This window comes from Bacillus cereus group sp. MYBK227-1, from assembly GCF_051916325.1.
Lineage (GTDB): Bacteria > Bacillota > Bacilli > Bacillales > Bacillaceae_G > Bacillus_A > Bacillus_A cereus.
The window spans coordinates 383,308-403,480 of sequence record NZ_JBQAGK010000004.1 but is presented as its reverse complement, the minus strand read 5'-3'; the positions used below and the strand labels follow the sequence as shown (position 1 = coordinate 403,480).

Sequence of the window (20,173 nt, the reverse complement as noted above, 5' to 3'; positions counted from 1 at the left end):
TTGTTATTTATACATTCTTGTTATGTCACCCTATAAATATTTCTATCTATATGATAAGGTTGTGATATTACTATATAGGAGGTCTATTACTTGTGGGCTTATTTGGAACAAAAAATCCTAAAACAGTTACAGATACGGAGTTTTCTTGGAAAGATAATAAAATTAAAATTACAGAAAGATATGTTGAAACCTCAGGTTTAATTAACTTTATCCGTGTTCCAAAAAAACACATCGAAACAGTTACATATGAAATTAAGACAGTAAAGGTAGCAATGTCTGTAGATATAAACCTTATTGGAAAAGGTGTAATACTTGGAACTATTGCTGTAGGTATAGACCTAAAAGATGAAGTGCAAGACTGGTTATTAGAAAAACTAAATTTGTGTTAGATTACTAGAAAAACAACATTTAATCCGCTTGTTCATAGGTGAGTAGTAATTAATAATAAAAGGATGGTATTAACATGAAATCAACAGGTGTTACACGAAAGATAGATGAATTAGGGCGGATTGTTCTTCCAAAAGAGTTAAGAACAACATTAGGAATTACAGAAAAAGATCCTGTAGAAATATTTGTAGAAGATGAAAAGATCATTTTACAAAAATATAAATCTTACGATGCTTGTGTAGTAACTGGTGATATTTCAGAAAGAAATATATCATTAGCAAATGGGCAAATCGTTCTTAGTCCTGAAGGCGCTGAACACTTAATTAAGCAGATTCAACAACAATTAGTTAAGTAGATTCATTATTCTTAGTAAATGGGGGACAGCCGAGATACGTGTAAAAATAGGTCATAGTCTTACTTTTATTTCCAGAATTGATTTATTGAGATCATAAATATCGTTTTGTTTATTTTTATTAAGTAATTTGCCTATTATGGGTTAACCCTAATCATCCATTGAATGGTTACTGTAAATACTTAATTTCTATCGTATGATAATAAGTTAAACAATTGTTGCTTTGAATTAAAGTTTGGTTAAAAACACCTTACAAACCCGTATTTTATGATAAATAAAAAAGCCATTTTGAAAAAAGATTGATCTGAAGTGCACCCCAATTGTTAGACATAGTCTAACAATTGGAGGTGCATTTTTATGGCTAAATTTTCTTCAAAAGAAAAAATCCAAGCGGTGAAACGATATTTAGATGGTACAGAAAGTGGAAAAATAATTGCTAAATCTATAGGAGTTAACCCTAGCGTACTTCGTGAGTGGATTAGACGATATGAGTCTTCAGGTGAAAAGGCCTTTGAAAAGTGCTATACATTCTACCCAGCCCAGTATAAACTAGATGTACTTTATTATATGAATGAACACGGGACATCTATCAGAGAAACAGCGGCACTTTTCAATATTCCGTCTTATGAAACGCTTCGGAAATGGAAAATAGCGTATGAAACAAGAGGAGTGGATGCCCTACAATCAAAGAAAAAGGGGCGTCCAACCATGAAAGATAAAAAAACAAAATCAGTAGTTGAAGGATCTATCGAAGCCTTACAAGCAGAAAATGAGCGTTTACGTATGGAAAATGCATATTTAAAAAAGTTGAATGCCTTAGTTCAAAACAAGACAAAGCGCAAGTAATCTATGAGTTAAGGCATGAATTTCCTGTCAAGGAGTTACTTCAACTCGCCAAGATGCCACGTAGTACGTACTATTATTGGATAAAACAGTTTAATCGTCCTGATCAAAATGCGGAGGTAAAAGAACTGATTCAAGCTATTTATAATGAACACGATGGGTGTTATGGTTATCGTCGTATTCGTGATGAACTTATGAATCGTGGACACAAAATAAATCATAAAAAAGTGTATCGCCTTATGAAAGAATTAGGGTTAAAATGTCTGGTTCGTATGAAAAAATATCGCTCTTACAAAGGGACAGTTGGGAAAATTGCGCCAAATATTTTAAAGCGCAACTTCCAAGCTGAAAAACCAAATGAAAAGTGGGTTACAGATATTACGGAGTTTAAATTATTTGGGGAGAAGTTATACCTATCACCAATGTTGGATTTATTTAATGGTGAAATTATCACGTATACAATTGGCCCCAGACCGACCTATTCCCTTGTTTCAACGATGTTGGACCAAGCACTTTATTGTGTAACCGATCCGGATAAACTCCTCATTCACTCTGATCAAGGTTGGCACTATCAAATGAAACAATACCGGCATTCTCTTAAGAAGAGTGGCATAACTCAAAGTATGTCTCGCAAAGGAAACTGTTATGACAATGCCGTTATTGAAAATTTCTTCGGTATCATGAAATCGGAATTTCTGTATCGAAAAGAATTTGAAAGTATAACACATTTCAAACAAGAATTAGCAAAGTATATAGAATACTATAACCATAAAAGAATTAAGGCAAAATTAAAGGGTATGAGCCCAGTACAATACCGGGCTCATACCCTAGAGGCTGCCTAATGAAACGACCTGTCTAACTTTCGGGGGTCACTTCATTCAAAATGGCTTTTTCTCTAGCATATTTAAGTTTCGATTTTATAAAAAAGTTTGATCATTTTCTACCTTTGATCTTAAACAATTGCACCTGTTAATTAAACAAGGTTCACTTTTTTACTCTTACTCAACACATAAGTCTGAAATTTCCTTCCAGGCATACGCAACATCCTTTACTACTGTTCCTCCAAACGTACTAGTCCTATGAATATATTCTTTTCCTCCCATACGTTCATAAAAACCAAGTCCAGATTTATTTTGTTTCATTACCCAAACCATCATAGAATAAATACCGTTTTCTTTAAAATGCTTAGCAATAGCTGAAATAAGCTGCCTACCAACACCTAATCCTCTACATTCCTGTAAGAGATAAAGCGAATATAGTTCTCCATCAAAATTTTTCTCATCAATACGTTTACCTGATGCAAAACCTATAATATTCCCTGTATCATTAATCGCAACATAAATAACAGGTTCATTTTCGTTATTTAAAAAATCAATCCATCTTTTTGCTGCATCTTCGTACGATAATTCATCCAGATAATCGTCAGGTACTAGACCACGATAAGTAGTCCTCCAACTATCAACATAAACCCTTGAAACGCCCTTTATATCTTCTTTATTTGCTTTCCTAATTTCCAAGTTAAGTGCCTCCAATGCAATACAGTAAAATAATAAAATTTATTATAACATTCTTTCTTCGGTTCTGTTGCAAAGTTTGAAAAAAGCATAAACAGGTTGATAAATGAGGAGCAATGTTTAGGAAATAGCTAGTAATTGTTGAAGTTCATTGTACGTTGAAAAGGCGGAGTCTCTTTGAAGACTTCGCCTTTGCTTATATAGGGCATGAATGGTTTCAATCCCTTTTATGGTACGTGAAGCATGACGAAGATTTTGAAATCCTGCGGATCTGGCAAAACGTCTCTTTACATGCCTATGATCCTGTTCAATAAGATTGTTTAAAGGTTTGATTGTACAATGGATTGTAGTTGGATAAAATCCTTGTTTTCTTAATTTGTTAAATGCGCAAAGTGATGCTGGTGCTTTGTCTGAAGTGAGAACCGTTGGTTTTCCAAAATGTTTTACTAATCTTTTCATGAAGGCATAGGCAGCCTGATGATCTCGTTTTTTACGAAGTTGAATATCCAATGTATGTCCATCCTTATCAATTGCACGATAGAGATAATGACATTCTCCCTTAACTTTGATTTAAGTCTCATCCAAATGCCAAGATAAGCGTGCAGATTTATTTTTCACTTTCCAAATTTGATAGATGAGATTGCCATATTCATGAACCCATCGCATGATGGTTGTTGGGTGAACTGAAATGCCACGTTCCTTTAGGATTTCAGGTACATCTCGATAACTTAAAGAAAAACGGCAGTAATAGCCGACAGCTACTAAAATAATATCTTTCTTGAATTGTTTTCCTTTAAAATATTTCATGTATGATTCTCCTAGATCTTGTTTTCTAAAGTGTAGCTTCATGTAGAAAACAAGATCTAGGAGAATCATATAGAAGATGTGGGGTGATATGAATTAAAACATAGACACGAATTAGCTCAAGAAGATAAAATGTAAGGTATGAAGTATAAGGATGTAGCTGAGAAATATGATGTAAGGGTTAATACTATAAAATCAGATACCAATGGGACAGAAAAGGTGTACACAGAAAAGAAGACAGGTGTACCCATTGGGAATAAAAATGCGTGGGCAATTTGAATAATAAGAACCAAATTGAGGAAACAAGAATGTCGCGGGCCATGACGCTCCCACAGAATAGAATGATTAAATTGAATAACTTAAGAAGCGTAGAAATTAAACCTTTCTACGCTTCTTCTAATTTATAAGAAATCTAATGTTATTCTAAATTTCTTATATAAGATTTTACAGCTTGCAATAAGAATTCTTCTTGTCCCATACCAGCACCGGCTGCCATCTGAACTACTTTTTGCTTGAATTGATGATCCACATGAAAAGTTAATGGCTCTACATTACTTTTAAAGTAAATTCCTTCTACATGTGGAAGGATCGTGCCGGATTTCATATGAGAATGTAAGTATTTAATTTCCTCTTGAAACTGCAATGGATCTACTTGTAATACAAAAGGTTTAATTTCTAATCTGATAGTATCTGATGAATTACTTAATCGCATATTTGTAACACCTAGCTCTTTATAAAATAAATTTATTAGATTATAAGTGATAGAATTAAATAGTTGAGGTTTTTTAAATGAAAAAGATAAATACCCTCGTTTTGTAATTACCGCTTTTTTATTGAAAGGTTCAAAGGAGTAATCATGTTCCTTATAAGTGGATAGAGGGAAAATTTCTTCGTCCTCTGTAAGAATCTTGCCGTCTCCTCCATTAATCTCTATTACCCTAGCGGTTTTTCCAGTGTATAGATGTTTTAATAATTGATATAAATATATATCTTCATCTTGAATCTTAGTAATAAATGTTTTTCGCTCTTTTGTTTTAGTTTTTTCATAATCAAGCATAAAAATCTCTAGCTCTTCCTCATCGATAATATATACTTGTTTTCCTCGTTTTTCTACCATTGTTGCGGGTAATTTTCCAGATTTGATGTATGTAAAGATAGTAGATGGTGCAACATTAAGAATTTCAGCTACTTCTTTCGTGCTAAGGCCTTTAACCTCATTTTTATTTTTTAAACGTTCAATATCCTCTAAATAGAAAATCTTACTACCGAATTGCTTCCAGTTATCTTTATATACACATTCTATTAATCCATCTTTTTCTTTTTTTAAAATTGTTTGTACCGTTACTCCTAATAAGTCGGCTGCCTCTTTTGTCGTTACAGTAGGTTTTGTAATGAACAATAAATCTTGTGTCATGAAATGACACCTCCATAACTATCGTTTGCTAATATTTTAGATATGTATATATCATATCAGAATCTGATTTATATTTAAAATAAGAAATAGATTTTATTAAACATCTTATTCATTTTTATAGTTTGATAATCTTTTCAATCCATTTTATATATTAATAAATTTTTATAGTTGTTTTTATTATAATATATCTATGATAGTTAAGAAGTTAACTAGTAAATAATATATATTTACTAATAAATTATAAAAAAATATAAGTATTAGTAAATAGAGAAGAATGTAGCGTTCTTACAGAAATAAAATGAATTATCATTTGTATAATTAGTAGAAGTAAAATAAAATAATAATTATAAGTAATAAAGATAATTATATTTATAATCTTCAATAGGAGAGGTTAATTCGAAATATGAATAATAAATATATAAAAGAAAATTTATCAATTATAAACAATCAAAGTGAGTATATAGATACATATGTAGAGAATATAAGAGATATCGTTCCATTTCTGCATAACAATAGTTATGTAGATAAGGTGGAAGAGAAGATGGAGGTTGCAGAAAAAGAGGGGAAGAATAAATATACGTATTTAAGTGATATAGAAGTCATTTATCATTTCGTACATTTACAAAAAGATATGGATGAAAAGAAGAATAGAAAAGAGGATACAAAAAAGAGTTATATCTCAGAAATCGTATCATTTTGTCAGTGCATGGTGCAGCGTGCAGAAGAATTTGAATTGAATGGGGAGGAGGTACAGAAAAAGGAATCTTTATTGAAAACATTGCAACCTTGGCATATTCGTAAATACAATTCTTGGTTGAAACGGGTAGAGAACGGTAGGAATGGTGACACATATGCAGTCGCAACACTTGCAAAGAAAACAGTGCTCATTCGTTCTTTTCTAAAACATCTTCATGTATTTTCTTATATTGAAAAACCTCTTCATGAAGAACTGCAGCGCGCAAATGTAAATGAACAAGATCGGCCAAATCGGGATCTATCCTATGATGAGGTTATGAAAATTTTAGGGTTTTATAAAGAAAGAGGACATTTAGTAAACTATACAATTGTACTTGCCCTGGCAAGTACTGGTGCAAGAATTCAAGAATTGTGCAACGCGAGGGTGAAGGATTTACATTATGACGGAAAGTACTGGTTAAAAGTTACTGGAAAAGGGGATAAAGTGCGTGAACTTTTCATTTCGGAACATTTATACCAGTGTATTTGTGAAATGAGGCGGAGAAGAGGATGCCAAACCGTATTGGAAAAAGGGGATGAGAGTCCGTTATTTATAAATCAAAGAGGAAATACTTATAACTCTAAAACACTATCGAATCAAGTAACAGATATGGTAAAAAAGACAAACTTAGAGTTTCTACTGTATCGTGAAAATCCAGTAACAGCGCATACATTTCGTCATGCTTTTGCCATTATGGCAGTAGAACAGGGAAATGCAGATTTATATCATTTAATGCAAACACTTGGTCATGAAAATATACAAACCACTAAAATATATTTAGAAAAGCATATGAAACGTAAAAATAATGTTGGATCTTCTTTCGCTGATATGTTGGTTTAAAATTTATAACGCAAATAACCCCATTTAATTATATATTTTTTATATAATTAAATGGGGTTTCTATTTGTTCATTCATTGTTAAGACAACCTCTTTATAAATATAACTAGATACCACGTTAATTCTGAATTTTAGGTTTATCATAATAACTTAAATTAATTGGATTTAAAAAAAGACAGTGTAAGTTTACACTGTCTCTTAATTTTTGATGGGAAAAATTCAAAGTTAATCTTTTTTTGTTAATGCCAAGATAGGTATTAGAAATAACTTAATATTTTAATGTGTATCAAAAATGGTTTTATAAGATCGTTACTATCTATATACTTTATTCTTAACAATCGCTTTTGTAATTACATTCTTCTACAGGCTTGGTTGCATGTCCGTCATCATCTGTACACCATGATTGTGATTGGAAAGCTAAAAATACAGCTTCCCATTTATCAGTGTCTTTATAATGGAAAAGTACACCACCGTCTTGCCAAATACCATCATCCACTCTGAATTGTTCTACATTTCCTTGGTTCATATGAACATCATGAATTCCAGGTGGGATTTCTTCACCGTAAGCATACATATCGACTTTGGGATTATTTGCAGATGTTTTCATGTAATTTAAAAATTTGTCTTGTAAGTCGTTATCTTCTCCAGGCGCAGTTACTGGAAGAGGGACTAATTTACAGCGATCAAGTAAATTGCCACGAATATAATCTAATGCAATTTCTCTGTTGTTACGAGTGATTTTTGTGAAACCATAATTTAAGTTAGGTAGATTTGTAATTTGTTCGGAATGAAAATTTTTACCTGCATAATATAATAACTCGGATGGTCGTTTTTTTGATTTTACATTAATAATAATTTCGTATTCACGGTTATTATTATCCGAGACATTAACTGTAAAATGGGGTGTCCTATCCTTATTATCAGGAGGGGTATACCCTACAACTTTCCCTTTTAAAACTCCATAGTTTTTTAACGGCAATTCTATCAGCTCCTAAAAATTTGTTTAATCAGAATGTAGTATTATCCGTATCTTATTTTTTATCCTAAAAATACTTTAGTAAAAATGTGAAGTAGTATTTTTTTATTAAGAATTTATAATGAAAAATTTATGAATAAAATATTCAAATATCAGCTCATAATATATATGGATTGAAAATATGTACATATAACTAATGTAAAAGTAGTAATTAAAATAATATTTGTAATTCTATCAAGGGGTCTATTATTACGGCGTGTAAGGAATTAAATAAAGAAGTTATTATTTGAAAATATAATGTTTGTAAAAGTGTTAATGAAATAAGTTATGTTTTTTATCTGTGGAGAACGGTATATGGAATTAAATGTAAAAGGAAAACACTTTTAAAGAGGCAAGTTTGATCAAATGAAAAAATTGTAAAAGGGTTAAGAAATAAATGCATAGCCCTAATTTTTATAATCATAAAGGGAATTTATAATCTAGTTTATATATTAATCGATAAAAACTTGAGTAATGTTTCCTTATAATCAGGAGGTTCTGTGTTATGGTACAAGAATTATATACTTATCGTGCAGGAAAAAAGGTTTTACTTCAAAAACGAGAAAATCAATTTGTAATTAGAACAAGTCCTGATAATTTAAAGGAAGTACATAAAAAATCAGAGGTTGAACAAGTATCTCCAGCATCTTTTCGTATTACAACAGATGAAAGTAACCTTGAGGATTTGATGAATGCTGCACGAGAAATAGCGCCTGCACATCATGCATATTATCGTATGGAAACAAACGATGAATTTCTTATTACAGATCGTATATTTGTAAAGTTTCGTAAAATATATTCTGAAGAAGAGGTTATTCTTTTCACTACACGTTATAAATTAGTATTACTACAGAAATATGATGATTATAATTATCTGTTTCAACTTACTAATGCTACTGGTATGAATCCGATCAAATTAATTGTTAAACTTATGGAAGAAGAAGTAAATGTAGAAGTAGCAGATCATGATTTAAATCATCGGATGCATACGTATGATTTGGAAATACCGCATGATGAATCGTATTCTAAGCAATGGCATTTACATACGCACTTTCGAAATGCAGAATATGATTTGCGTTCTTCCACAAGATGTGAAGATGCATGGAAATTGCTTGGTCATTTTGGCAGTGAAGAAGTTGTTATAGGTTTTTCAGATGATGGATGTAAAGTAGATCATCCAGATTTTAATTCAACTAACAAATTTGCTAGCTATGGATACTTTAAAAATGAACGACTATTTGTAAATACAGATAGTGACTTTCAAAAACAACAAATGTATATAACGTGTAAAAATCATGGTACTTCTTGCGCTGGAGTAATTGCAGCAGAAGTTGATGCACAGTTTACAGTAGGTGCAGCACCAGGTTGTCGGCTTTTACCTATAAAATGGGAATCAAACGAAGAAGGTTTATTTATAACTGATTCAAAATTAATCACTGTTTTAAACTATATTGCTGATAAGGTAGATGTTTTTTCAAATTCATGGGGAAGGAGTCCTGAAAGAACATGGCCTATTCAAGTCTTGGAGAAAATCACTGAATTAACAAGAACTGGTGGAAGAAGACGTAAAGGCATTGTTTTTTTGTGGGCAGCAGGGAATGAGAATTGTCCAATTGAGCATAATGCTTTGGTTGATGTACCCTATACTGATGGATGGGAAAATGGTTCATGGGTAGGTGTAATAAAAACTAAAAATTTTCATCACTCTTTAGTTAGTATTTCTGGTGTTATGTTTGTAGGAGCACTCAGTAGTCTAGCGCAAAGAAGTCATTATTCAAATTATGGTTTTGGACTTTCAATAACTGCACCTAGTAGCAATCTGCACGAATATTTTCGAATGCCTGTTAAAGGAGTACCAATTACGACAACAACTGGTTCTATCCCAGTTTTACATGGGAATTGTATACCAGAAAATGTAACAAGTCGTTTTGGTGGTACTTCCAGTGCAACTCCCTTAGTAGCGGGGATTGCGGCTTTAACTATTTCAGCGAATCCACATTTATCAGCTTTAGAAGTGATTTCTATTTTAAAAAGCACAGCATCTAAAAATTTGAACTTTGAGGGTTATTCAAAGACACCACCAAGTTCATTTGATATGGATACATCGTGGGACATTTCACCAATTCAACCATTTGATAAAGGTACATTTATTAATATTGGAAGCAGTGATGGGACATGGAGTCCATGGTTTGGACATGGTAGAGTGGACGCATTTGATGCAGTGAAAGAAGCTTTGAAACGAAATTAATGTGCATAAGATAATCCTTTTATTAAGTAGTTGAATTCGCAGTGAAAGAGGCAATAAAAAGATTTGATGCTGTAAGTTATAAGAAGATAATTTTAATTGATTAGGGGAAAGTAGATCAATTACATAGAGCGAATGATTTGCAAATTCATCTTTCGTGTGTAATAGATGATTTATACGTAGAAGTCATTGACATTCCAATAGTATATTTACAACATATATCTTCATTTGGAAGAGATTATAATACGTTGACAGTTAATTATGTGTGGAAAATAAATGAGAAAATAATTTTTAATAATCTAAAGCTTTTTTAAGATAACATGATAAAAGATCGTAAGTAAGTAAGTAAGTAAGTAAGTAAGTAAGTAAGTAAGTAAGTAACCGGATCCTTAACGTATAAGGATCCGGACATATAATATATAAACTTAAAATTTTTCTATATGGGTTATCCTATCGCAATTGAGTTTGGGTCTGGAAATACTCTCTAAATGAAAACCCTAATTTCTTTACAGTTCAAATGAGAGAACTTGGAATATTAAAATATTCAATTGATCTACTTGAACTACCCCCACTTTCACTTCGTTTAGAAGTGAGGGATTCCTAAGTAAAGAGTTCTATCGAACTCTAATTGATTAGGCTAACCCCGCAGTCCTTGCGGTTAGAAGCCTTATCGCTTCATTCTTTAGATTGATACTTGCGTTAATATCCCTATCATGGTGTGTACGACAAGAAGGACAGTCCCATTCACGTAGGTTTAGATTTTTAACGTCTTTATTTTGATATCCACAACACGAACATAATTGGCTGGAAGCAAATGTTTTCGATACGACAATGACTTGTTTGCCATACCATTTTGCTTTGTATTCCAACATGGATCGAAATTGCGACCAAGATGCCTCACTAATTGCTTTTGCTAACTTATGATTCTTTAACATATTCGATACTTGCAAATCCTCTATACCGATAACATCGTGGTTTTTGATGATTTCAGTTGAAATTTTGTCCAAGTAATCTTTTCTAGTATTTGATATGTATTCATGAATTCTAGCTACCTTTACTCGTTGTTTATTCCAGCGAGAAGATCCTTTCATTCTTCTAGAAAGCACACGCTGTGCTTTCGCCAACGTATCTTCTAATGATCGGAAAAACTTCGGATTTTCATAGTGTGTTCCATCTGACAAAATAGCGAAATCTTTTAGTCCTACATCTATTCCAATGTAAGAATGTGTTTTCGGAAGTTCTTGTACTTCTGTTTCAACTAATAGTGACACAAAATATCTACCAGAAGGGTTCCGTCTAACCGTAGCATTGACAATACGCCCCTCTACTTCGCGACTTTTAGCAAATCGAACAAGGCCTAGTTTCGGCAACTTTATTTTGTTCCCTACAACGGCAATGTTTTCATTTGTTTGTTTTGTGGTATAAGATTGTACGTTGTTCTTCTTAGATTTAAAGCGCGGTGCGCTGTTTTGTTTTTTGAAAAAGCGTGTATACGCATCCGCAAGGTTGCGAACAGACGACTGAATCGCAATACTATCCACTTCTTTTAGCCAAACAAACTCTTTCTTTATGGCAGGAAGTTTGGCAGAGCATGTACCATAGGTCAAGCCTTTTCCTGTCTCTTTGTATGCGTGATCCCATAAGGATAGGAAATGATTGAATACAAAGCGAGAACACCCAATCGTTTTGTTGATTAGAATTGCTTGTGCCTGATTTGGATAGATACGAAACTTATAGGCTTTATTCATCATTATTTAATTCACCTCCATTTCGGTATATGACTATTATACACCAAACGTACATTCGATAGGTAGTGGAGTAACACTTTCTGTATGTCGAACAATTAAGATGGCTTCCTGCCATCCCTTGTTCGAAGCCAATTCATCTCCCACCTACTTACTGGGCTGTGCCTCTTCACGCTCCTTGAGGAAGGAGTCTTCTTGGCTAAAATGATAAAAAGTCTAACCAAATAATTTGTTTTGGATAAATTGAAAATTGTGCATGCGTGTATAAAGAAATACGATTGCTTCATACTAATTTTGATTGACTTTAATTTATTAAATTCTGTTGAAGGAGGAAAGTACATGGACAAGAAACAGCTTCATAGTGGAGGTTTTGTACCAAAATATCAGCTTGAAAAATTAGCGGAAAAGGGGAATGAAGAAGCAAAGAAAACACTTTTGCAAATGCAGCAAATTGAAGATAAAAACAAATGCCATAAAAAGTGAAAATATTGAGGATACACCTACTTTAAAACATTTTTAAACTAAACGAGGGGATATATGATAACTAGATTTTATGCAGGAATTGTTTCGTGAGGGAGCGGAGCCCCAGTTAGTGATGTGAACGTAAAAATTTTATAAAAAGATATTGAAACTTCATAATTAATTAGAAATCATTGGGCAAACATAACTAGGGGAATTTTGCAGAAAAAGCCTTTTTGGATTTTAGTTAGAAATTATAACTATAAATTAATATATTAGGATTTTTATTTAATGTAGATATGAAAAACGGTTATTACAGTGAAGAATACCTACTAGTTTACTTATTTTTAATAAGATAATATTTTTTTATCGATAAAATTTTGTATCTACTTTGGAGATTAAATAAATTATTTAGTTTGATTAGATTCAAACTTTTACTCTCTCTTTGATAAAGTATTAGAAATGCACGGAAATTAGTAATGTTCACGGTGGATTATTGGTAAGTTTTAATTTAAGTCTTAAGGATTTTTGGGAAAATAAACTGACATACATTTAATTTTTAAACTAAGAGAATTTCTGTTGAAGATTATCGTTTTCTAGATTTTTAGAGCAATCTAAAAATAAGTTACATATTTAGTGAGATACGTGTAGAGAATAAATTTTGATTGTGTAAAAACAATCAAAATTTATTACATGAGGTGAAGATATGAGTCAAAATAATTCAAATGAAGTAAAGAAAAACGAGGTAGGATTAATTCCTTTTGATGTGTTGGAGGTTGTTAGTGAAGTTCGTGAAATACCTGAAGGTGTAAAATTAATAAATGCTCCGGCAGCATGGGAAAAAAGTGAAAAAGGAAAAGATGTTGTGGTTGCTGTTCTAGATACAGGCTGTCAAATTGACCATGTAGATTTAAAGGACCGCATTATTGAAGGAAGAAATTTTACTACTGATAACAATAGTGATCCAAATAATTATACTGATATGAATGGTCATGGAACACATGTAGCAGGAACGATTGCTGCTACAGAAAATAATCAAGGTGTTTTAGGAGTTGCCCCACAAGCTAAGCTACTTATTGTTAAAGTGCTAGGCGGTCCAAATGGATCGGGCGCTTATGAATGGATTATAAATGGGATTAATTATGCAGTAAACTGGAGAGGCCCTAATGGAGAAAAAGTAAGAGTTATTTCTATGTCTTTATCAGGAAAAGAAGATAATCCAGAACTACATCAAGCTGTGATAAATGCAGTCAATAATGATGTATTAGTTGTTTGTGCAGCTGGTAATGGTGGGGATAATAACCAAAATACTGATGAGTTAAGTTACCCAGGAGCATATCAGGAGGTTGTAGAGGTCGGTGCTGTTGATTTAAATAAAAAAATAGCTGTTTTCAGTGAATCAAATAAAAATGTAGATTTAGTTGGACCTGGAGTAGGGATTTTATCAACTTACAAAGGTGGAGGCTATGCAACTTTAAGTGGAACTTCAATGGCAACTCCGCATATTTCAGGTGGTGCAGCATTAATTATTAAACATTGTGAAAGTAATAAGGAATTTGATAGAACGTTATCAGAGGATGAAATTTATGCACAATTGATTAAACGAACAACAGCTCTTGTTGATTCTAAGCGTTTAGTAGGTAATGGATTGTTAGATTTAGCAAAAGAATAAAACAGAAGGTATTGGCTTGCTTGATTTAATAGGTGTGTACATTAAAAAATTCTAAAAGTTAAGTTTGAAGTTTTATAAAAAAGTGGGTGTCAGGTATATCTGAAAATATCGTGTAATACAAATGCGATAAATATATAAAGGTTTTATATTGGGATGAAAAATCGTTGCATCATAATGTTAAATTCAAATAATGTAAAATAAAAAAGCAGTTCTTTTTGATAGAGAAATTCCCAGAAACCCAAATAAGTTTTTTGGCTGTTAATTATAAGCATATTCTAGAATTAGTTTCTTTGAAGCTTAAAGTACCCTTTTAAAAGAATACTTTAAGCTTCAAAACTAATACAGATCTTTAAATAATGTTAACTATAAATACTAAATTGATTAAGGATTCATTAGCTGATTTCCTTTCATATTAACAGCTTATGTTTCTAATACGGCTTAAGAATATCTTTAATAAGAAGGATGATAACATGTCAGAAAATTCAAATCCGATTAAGTATGAAGTTAAATTTTTTCTTCAAAGTAATCAAATTTTAAATGAAAAGCATGAATTACAAGAAAGTGTAAAAATGAACTTAAAATTACAAAAGCTGAGCAACGGTACATTCAATTTATAGATACGGTAAATAAAGAAATGTATCAAGTGGGATGGATTTTACGAAACCGTAAAGTTGATGATGGTCAAGAATTAACATATAAAAAGAGATACCCGATTACCAATGATGATATTGAAGCAATGTTAGTACAAGCAAAAGAAGATGGGTTTGATTTAAATAGTACAAAATTTGAACCTGAAGTGGATTGGGGATTTACAAAAAAGACATTAAGCCTTTCTTTTGATACGATCAACACAGCACCTGATTCTTCAAACCCAATGTCAATTCAAGAGTTACGTGAAAAATTCCTTCAAAATGCTCCCGAAGAGTTTCGGAATTGGAAGATGGGTGGTACGACTCAGGATAAAATTAATGAAGCAATTGTATACGGTCCTGTATTTGAAAGGAAATATACAGGAGAATGGCAAGGACATAAAGTGAAAGTAGAAATATGGTCAATGGATAGTTGCTCAGAAGTAATTGTTGAAGTATCTTTGAAAAAATTCAACGAGAAGGATGTTGCAATTCAACAACATCAACAATTAAAAGAGTTTCTTAGTGAGAAAAAATGGTTATTAGAGAAAGACATACTAAAAACAGAATGGGTTTTAAATTTATGTAAATAATTATTCTTCGTACTATACGCTTTAATAGAAGATTACCTGCATTAGTCTTAGTAAACAAATGATTTTTGTACAGAACATAAAGAAACTTCTAATAGACATTCGATTCATATAAAGCAAATAGAGTTGAAGCAGAGTAGTGAAGGTATATATTAAGCTTTAGGAGGATGGTCAAGATGTGTATCGGTGAAGGATTTAATACTGAATTTCTAGGAGCAGAACATGTAATAGAATTGCCAAGACTTGTTGGTAAATCTGCTGAAGAAACTTTAAATAATGGACAAGTTTTTAATTTTACACACTTTTCTTTAATAATGAATAAGCGGCGCAAGTTTTTAATTTATGGTGCTAATAATGTTGATAAAAATTTAATGAAAAATATAGAAAGGACCGATGTGTGGCACTTCGCTCCTTGTATAGGTGAGGAAAATCAGGTTGGAAATGAATTATATCGAAACAATCCTTGGGATAGGGGACATATGGTACGAAGAAAGGATGTCGGTTGGGGAAGTGTAGAAGAAGCAAAGAAAGGAAATGATGATTCATTTTGCTGGGGAAATATTGTTTTACAACATTGCGAAGTTAATCAAGGAATTTGGAATGATATTGAAGAATGGATTCTTGAACATGATGACAATCCATCAAGAAAAATTTCCATCTTTACAGGTCCAATTTTTACTGGAAACGACAGAAAATATTGTGGCGAAAATGGTAATTTGGGTTGTGGTATTCAAATTCCGGCGGGTTTTTGGAAAACTATGTTCTTTATTGATTCTAAGAAAAAATTACGCTCAGTTGCTTTTTTAGTTAAACAAGATGAGTTTTGGTTTGATAATCAAGGAAGAAGGTTTAAACCACTTGAAAGTTACCAAGTTCCTTTGAATACGGTTAGTCAACTGACTGGTTTAGAGTTTAATGATTTATTATATAAAACTAATCCTCTTTTCTTTCGTCCAAATAGTTTAACTGAAAGTGCAGAAATCAATACACCTGAGTATCATTTAATTCAAGGTGTAGGTGATTTAATTTTGGATCGCGATTTAATTTGACCAATATATATAAATTGAAGGTCGTAAAGGATATTGGAGTAATGTAAAAAAATCAACAAAGTCCAAATTTAATAAAGCATTATTCAAACACAAAAAAACAAAGGTGTAAGTAGCAGTTAGGAGGACAAATTATGATTGAAAGTTTAATTTTGGTTGAAGGACAGAACATCAGTACAGAAGCATTAAGAAGTATGTCTTTAGGAAATGCTAAACAATTGGTAATTGGAGTTACAACACCAGCTAAGGGAGTAATCCTTCAGGTTAATGCAACGTCTTCTTCTTATTTAGGGAGTGCACTCCTTGAAATTTCGCAAGTTCCAGGTGTTACGAACGTTTTAACATTGAAACTTGAGAATACCCAATGAGTTTGAAATTTATGTAATTCTGCTGGTTGGATTAGTTATAACAGAGTTTTCTGCAAATCTGGTAGTTTTTTCTTAAGAAATTGAATACAAATTCTTCAAATATAGAAATTGTATTTTTTACCGAATGTAATTTTTGTTTAAAGACTAACAATATGTAGATAAATAAAAAATACTAAGGAGAATTTTTTATGTCTAGACAATTGATTATAATAGCTAAATCAAATGTAAATTTAAGTAAATTAGGAACCTCCTCTTCTGACAGTCAGGAAACAGATGATTTTATAGGTTTATTAGCTGCTCAGGATGTTCAAATTCAGCCACTTTTCGAGAAGGAGCAAATACAACCAATTAAAACAGTATCTCTTGAAAGTGATATAGAACCTCCTGATTTTTCTAAGTACTATAAAGTGATTGCTCCTGATGAGAAATTGGAAGAACTTGTAGCGCAATTTCGCAATTCAAGTGTAGTTGAAGATGCTTACATTAAACCAGCTCCGGAACTTGCAAAATTAGCTGTAGAACCTAAAACGGATGTTACAATCCAAGCTACTCCAGACTTGAGCTTTAGACAAGGTTATCTAAATGCAGCTCCAGCCGGAATTGATGCGCGACATGCTTGGAATTTCCCTGGAGGAAAAGGTAATGGAGTAAATATAGTAGATATTGAAGGTGCGTGGAGATTTTCCCATGAAGATTTACGAGAAAATCAAGGTGGAGTTATTGCAGGAACACCATCTTCTGATTTAGGGTGGAGGAATCACGGCACAGCTGTAATAGGTGAAATTAGTGGTGATGAAAATAGCGTAGGTGTGACCGGAATTAGTCCAAACGCAAAAATACATGCAATTTCGGTTTTTGGGCAAAATCAAACTTCTTCAAATGCAATTTTACAAGCTGCTAATGCTCTCGGTGCTGGAGATATTATTCTTATTGAATTACATGCACCTGGACCACGGTTTAATTTTCAAGATAGACCTGATCAAAAGGGATACATTGCTATGGAGTGGTGGAAAGACGATTTTGAAGCAATTCGCTTCGCTACTGCTAAAGGGATTATTGTAGTAGGGGCTGCAGGCAATGGAGCTGAAGATTTAGATGATCCAATTTATGAAAATAGGTTTAATCGTAGTCAAAGAGATTCGGGTGCTATCTTAGTAGGAGCTGGAGCGCCTCCACCGGGTACTCATGGTAGCGATCATGGGCCTGATCGATCTAGACTTCCCTTCTCAAATTATGGATCTATCGTTGATACACAAGCCTGGGGAAGAGAAGTAACGACTACTGGATACAGTGATTTACAAGGAGGAGTAAATGAGGATTCATGGTATACAGATAGATTTAGTGGAACGTCTAGTGCTTCGCCAATTGTTGTAGGAACAATCGCTTGCCTTCAGGGAATTGTAAAAGCTCGCGGGCAAAGTCCGTTGACTCCTATACGTGTAAGAAACATGCTTAGAAATTCGGGCTCTCCACAGCAAGATGCACAGACAAGACCTAAAACACAACGTATTGGGAATCGACCAGATTTAAAACAGCTTATTAATATGATTCAGTAGAATTAATAATTGAAATCGCACTATTGAATTGATTATTAGTTTATTTTGATAGAGACGAACGTACATGTTTATTGATTTAAAATTTTTTAATCTCCCCAAACACTAAATACGTTATTCTTTCTAAACAAGCTAGATTAGAAAGAATAACGTATTCTTATAAATTTTTCGATTTAAGATGAATTACTACTATTTGTGGAGGAGTTGCCGACTTCTAGATGAAGTAAAAATCGGGGAAATTCAAGGAGGTATTTAAGTGATGGATAAAAAACATAGAAAGTTTAGTAAATCTAGTCCCTGTTATCAAAAGGTTTACAAAAGTGAGACGCTTATACTAGGTGAAAACTCAAATGTTAAAAATATTCTTTCTACTCCTGAATTTATTTGTCCAGATGAACAATTTGAAATAGACGTAAATACTATACTTCAAGTAAGTTGTGTCTCTGATTCTTCGGGGTTAATTGTTATAGATTCATTAGATATTGTGGTAAATGGATCAGCTAAGTTTACAGAATTTGAATTAATTGAAAAAAACGGATGTCCAAATGGATGTCCAGCAGGTACTTTCTCAGGGCTTATAAGCCCTGATGAAAAAGCAATCACTTTAATTTATGATAATTTTTCTGTGGATTGTGAAGGAACGGGTGTTAATTTAAAGTGTTGTATGAATTTTTTTCAATTAGTTGCAGATGAATCAAATGAAATGCAAAAAATCAACTTTGATGTAACCCTAAGGGGATTTGCTTCACTAGATGAAGGATGCGGTGGGCAATTCAACGATAATTTTGAATCAGAAATTAATATAGGAACCACACTCATAGTAAAGGGAGATAAATAGAATTCACTTTAGATTTAGGAATAGGACGACATGGCCATCTAGATAATCAATTAATCGCTGAATTTATTCATATTATCATTCCGTTCGTACATATTCTGCTTTAAATGGGATGAATCCTTATCAGTACTCAAGATCAATCGTGTAATCTAAATTTTGTTCTAGTTTTACTTGAACAGGTCATAATCTGATAATAGAAATAAAATACAGACTTTTCCTGAAAAAATGTATATCTGCAAAACCTGGAAAAAGTGACTTGAAAGGAGGCTCAAAATCATGGGTTTTGAATCATTAAATAGAAAAATGCTAACTAAGCCACATGGATTTACTGCAGGAATAGAAGGCCCTTCATGTGATAAAGAAGGGAATATTTATGCTGTTAATTTTAAAAGAAAAGGTACGATTGGCAAAGTAAGTCCAAATGGAGATAGTAAAGTCTTTATTGAGTTACCTAAAAATAGTATAGGTAGTGGGACACGTATTGATCGTTACGGAACATTGTATATTGCTGATTATTGTAACCATAATATATTCGCAGTTAATATTGAAACAAAAGCAATAAGGGTGTTTGCTTTTAATCCTGCTATGAATCAGCCTAACGATTTAGCCATAACTGATGAAGGTGTTTTATTTGCTAGTGATCCTAACTGGAGCAAATCAACAGGACAATTATGGCGTATTGATAAAAATGGGAGCACTCATTTATTAGAAACGAATATGGGAACTACTAATGGAATTGAAGTGAGTCCTGATGAAAAAAAACTATATGTAAATGAAACTGTACAAAGAAAAATATGGGTATATGATTTATCAAGTAATTATGAGTTAAGTAATAAACGCGTATTAATAGAGTTTACTGATTTTGGACTTGATGGAATGCGTTGTGATTTGGCCGGAAATTTGTTTGTAACGCGCATTGGCAAAGGTGTGGTAGCAAAAATTTCACCTGAGGGTAATCTTATAAGTGAAATCCAACTTAATGGAAAAAATTGCAACAATCTTACGTTTGGAGGTCCCGCTGGGAAAACCTGTTATGTTACTGTAGCTGATACAGGAAACATTCAAACGTTTGAAACAGATGTACCAGGAAGGTGTTGGAGTTTACTACATAATAGATAAGAAAATTCT

The 20,173-nt window shown here is 32.6% G+C and carries 18 protein-coding genes and 2 pseudogenes; 15 read left to right on the top strand and 5 right to left on the bottom strand.

What is annotated here, in order from left to right; genetic code table 11:
* The first annotated feature begins 92 nt into the window (after positions 1-92).
* The 3 genes from ACTFRM_RS21015 (at position 93) to ACTFRM_RS21005 (ending at position 2,424) form a co-directional block, all read left to right on the top strand.
* Entirely contained in the window at positions 93-389 is a 297-nt protein-coding gene (locus ACTFRM_RS21015; RefSeq protein WP_098674949.1) for a hypothetical protein, read from the top strand.
* Positions 390-463: 74 nt separating this feature from the next.
* Positions 464-742, top strand: a complete 279-nt coding sequence (locus tag ACTFRM_RS21010; RefSeq protein ID WP_166695717.1) for an AbrB/MazE/SpoVT family DNA-binding domain-containing protein — start codon at positions 464-466, stop codon at positions 740-742.
* 354 nt (positions 743-1,096) lie between these two features.
* Positions 1,097-2,424, top strand: a protein-coding gene (locus ACTFRM_RS21005; protein ID WP_440043555.1) for an IS3 family transposase whose coding sequence is annotated in 2 segments (ribosomal slippage) — positions 1,097-1,538 and positions 1,538-2,424 — 1,329 coding nt in all. Because the reading frame shifts where the segments join, the coding sequence is not laid out codon by codon here.
* A gap of 156 nt (positions 2,425-2,580) precedes the next feature.
* Here the strand turns inward: ACTFRM_RS21005 and ACTFRM_RS21000 are convergent.
* Both ACTFRM_RS21000 and ACTFRM_RS20995 read right to left on the bottom strand, forming a co-directional pair.
* The gene (locus ACTFRM_RS21000) at positions 2,581-3,099 is read right to left on the bottom strand and encodes an N-acetyltransferase family protein (protein WP_440043554.1); all 519 of its coding nucleotides are present in this window, start codon (positions 3,097-3,099) and stop codon (positions 2,581-2,583) included.
* Between the two features lie 117 nt (positions 3,100-3,216).
* A pseudogene (locus ACTFRM_RS20995) lies at positions 3,217-3,903 on the bottom strand (IS6 family transposase).
* A 138-nt stretch (positions 3,904-4,041) separates the two neighbouring features.
* Between ACTFRM_RS20995 and ACTFRM_RS20990 the strand changes: the two are divergent.
* Positions 4,042-4,231: pseudogene (locus ACTFRM_RS20990) on the top strand (hypothetical protein); the annotation flags it as partial.
* 87 nt (positions 4,232-4,318) lie between these two features.
* Here the strand turns inward: ACTFRM_RS20990 and ACTFRM_RS20985 are convergent.
* Entirely contained in the window at positions 4,319-5,314 is a 996-nt protein-coding gene (locus tag ACTFRM_RS20985) for a helix-turn-helix domain-containing protein (RefSeq protein ID WP_440043553.1), read from the bottom strand.
* A 403-nt stretch (positions 5,315-5,717) separates the two neighbouring features.
* Here ACTFRM_RS20985 and ACTFRM_RS20980 point away from each other — a divergent pair, with 403 nt between their 5' ends.
* A complete protein-coding gene (locus ACTFRM_RS20980; RefSeq protein ID WP_440043552.1) occupies positions 5,718-6,890 on the top strand; it encodes a tyrosine-type recombinase/integrase in 1,173 nt (390 codons plus the stop codon).
* A 329-nt stretch (positions 6,891-7,219) separates the two neighbouring features.
* Here the strand turns inward: ACTFRM_RS20980 and ACTFRM_RS20975 are convergent, their stop codons facing one another.
* Positions 7,220-7,867: a YukJ family protein gene (locus ACTFRM_RS20975; RefSeq protein ID WP_001128577.1), complete on the bottom strand. Its 648-nt coding sequence runs from the start codon at positions 7,865-7,867 to the stop codon at positions 7,220-7,222.
* Positions 7,868-8,408: 541 nt separating this feature from the next.
* On the opposite strand from ACTFRM_RS20975, the gene ACTFRM_RS20970 reads away from it, so the two are divergent.
* Entirely contained in the window at positions 8,409-10,151 is a 1,743-nt protein-coding gene (locus ACTFRM_RS20970; protein ID WP_440021295.1) for a S8 family serine peptidase, read from the top strand.
* 629 nt (positions 10,152-10,780) lie between these two features.
* Here ACTFRM_RS20970 and tnpB read toward each other — a convergent pair.
* On the bottom strand, positions 10,781-11,899 hold the full coding sequence (gene tnpB / locus ACTFRM_RS20965) for an IS200/IS605 family element RNA-guided endonuclease TnpB (RefSeq protein ID WP_400589622.1): 1,119 nt from the start codon (positions 11,897-11,899) through the stop codon (positions 10,781-10,783).
* A 333-nt stretch (positions 11,900-12,232) separates the two neighbouring features.
* Here tnpB and ACTFRM_RS20960 point away from each other — a divergent pair, with 333 nt between their 5' ends.
* The 9 genes from ACTFRM_RS20960 to ACTFRM_RS20920 all read left to right on the top strand — a co-directional run bounded on the left by ACTFRM_RS20960 (position 12,233) and on the right by ACTFRM_RS20920 (position 20,164).
* Complete coding sequence (locus tag ACTFRM_RS20960) at positions 12,233-12,376, top strand: hypothetical protein (RefSeq protein WP_000358797.1); 144 nt, start codon at positions 12,233-12,235, stop codon at positions 12,374-12,376.
* 682 nt (positions 12,377-13,058) lie between these two features.
* On the top strand, positions 13,059-14,024 hold the full coding sequence (locus tag ACTFRM_RS20955; protein ID WP_000081359.1) for a S8 family peptidase: 966 nt from the start codon (positions 13,059-13,061) through the stop codon (positions 14,022-14,024).
* A gap of 470 nt (positions 14,025-14,494) precedes the next feature.
* Complete coding sequence (locus ACTFRM_RS20950; protein ID WP_176397619.1) at positions 14,495-14,641, top strand: hypothetical protein; 147 nt, start codon at positions 14,495-14,497, stop codon at positions 14,639-14,641.
* Positions 14,642-14,667: 26 nt separating this feature from the next.
* Complete coding sequence (locus ACTFRM_RS20945; RefSeq protein WP_088321864.1) at positions 14,668-15,246, top strand: hypothetical protein; 579 nt, start codon at positions 14,668-14,670, stop codon at positions 15,244-15,246.
* A 173-nt stretch (positions 15,247-15,419) separates the two neighbouring features.
* Positions 15,420-16,292: a DNA/RNA non-specific endonuclease gene (locus tag ACTFRM_RS20940; protein WP_440043551.1), complete on the top strand. Its 873-nt coding sequence runs from the start codon at positions 15,420-15,422 to the stop codon at positions 16,290-16,292.
* Positions 16,293-16,423: 131 nt separating this feature from the next.
* Complete coding sequence (locus ACTFRM_RS20935) at positions 16,424-16,657, top strand: hypothetical protein (protein WP_000573034.1); 234 nt, start codon at positions 16,424-16,426, stop codon at positions 16,655-16,657.
* Between the two features lie 188 nt (positions 16,658-16,845).
* On the top strand, positions 16,846-18,213 hold the full coding sequence (locus ACTFRM_RS20930; protein WP_440043550.1) for a S8 family peptidase: 1,368 nt from the start codon (positions 16,846-16,848) through the stop codon (positions 18,211-18,213).
* A gap of 256 nt (positions 18,214-18,469) precedes the next feature.
* Positions 18,470-19,048, top strand: a complete 579-nt coding sequence (locus ACTFRM_RS20925; RefSeq protein ID WP_217362733.1) for a DUF4360 domain-containing protein — start codon at positions 18,470-18,472, stop codon at positions 19,046-19,048.
* 273 nt (positions 19,049-19,321) lie between these two features.
* The gene (locus ACTFRM_RS20920; protein WP_088321865.1) at positions 19,322-20,164 is read left to right on the top strand and encodes an SMP-30/gluconolactonase/LRE family protein; all 843 of its coding nucleotides are present in this window, start codon (positions 19,322-19,324) and stop codon (positions 20,162-20,164) included.
* Positions 20,165-20,173: the final 9 nt, after the last annotated feature.

Coding starts and splice junctions, on each gene's coding strand:
- ACTFRM_RS20955 (WP_000081359.1), top strand. CDS start 13,059: ATGAGTCAAAATAATTCAAATGAAGTAAAGAAAAACGAGGTAGGATTA.
- ACTFRM_RS20980 (WP_440043552.1), top strand. CDS start 5,718: ATGAATAATAAATATATAAAAGAAAATTTATCAATTATAAACAATCAA.
- ACTFRM_RS20930 (WP_440043550.1), top strand. CDS start 16,846: ATGTCTAGACAATTGATTATAATAGCTAAATCAAATGTAAATTTAAGT.
- tnpB (WP_400589622.1), bottom strand. CDS start 11,899: ATGATGAATAAAGCCTATAAGTTTCGTATCTATCCAAATCAGGCACAA.
- ACTFRM_RS21010 (WP_166695717.1), top strand. CDS start 464: ATGAAATCAACAGGTGTTACACGAAAGATAGATGAATTAGGGCGGATT.
- ACTFRM_RS20920 (WP_088321865.1), top strand. CDS start 19,322: ATGGGTTTTGAATCATTAAATAGAAAAATGCTAACTAAGCCACATGGA.
- ACTFRM_RS20960 (WP_000358797.1), top strand. CDS start 12,233: ATGGACAAGAAACAGCTTCATAGTGGAGGTTTTGTACCAAAATATCAG.
- ACTFRM_RS20950 (WP_176397619.1), top strand. CDS start 14,495: ATGTCAGAAAATTCAAATCCGATTAAGTATGAAGTTAAATTTTTTCTT.
- ACTFRM_RS20940 (WP_440043551.1), top strand. CDS start 15,420: ATGTGTATCGGTGAAGGATTTAATACTGAATTTCTAGGAGCAGAACAT.
- ACTFRM_RS20970 (WP_440021295.1), top strand. CDS start 8,409: ATGGTACAAGAATTATATACTTATCGTGCAGGAAAAAAGGTTTTACTT.
- ACTFRM_RS20925 (WP_217362733.1), top strand. CDS start 18,470: ATGGATAAAAAACATAGAAAGTTTAGTAAATCTAGTCCCTGTTATCAA.
- ACTFRM_RS20985 (WP_440043553.1), bottom strand. CDS start 5,314: ATGACACAAGATTTATTGTTCATTACAAAACCTACTGTAACGACAAAA.
- ACTFRM_RS20935 (WP_000573034.1), top strand. CDS start 16,424: ATGATTGAAAGTTTAATTTTGGTTGAAGGACAGAACATCAGTACAGAA.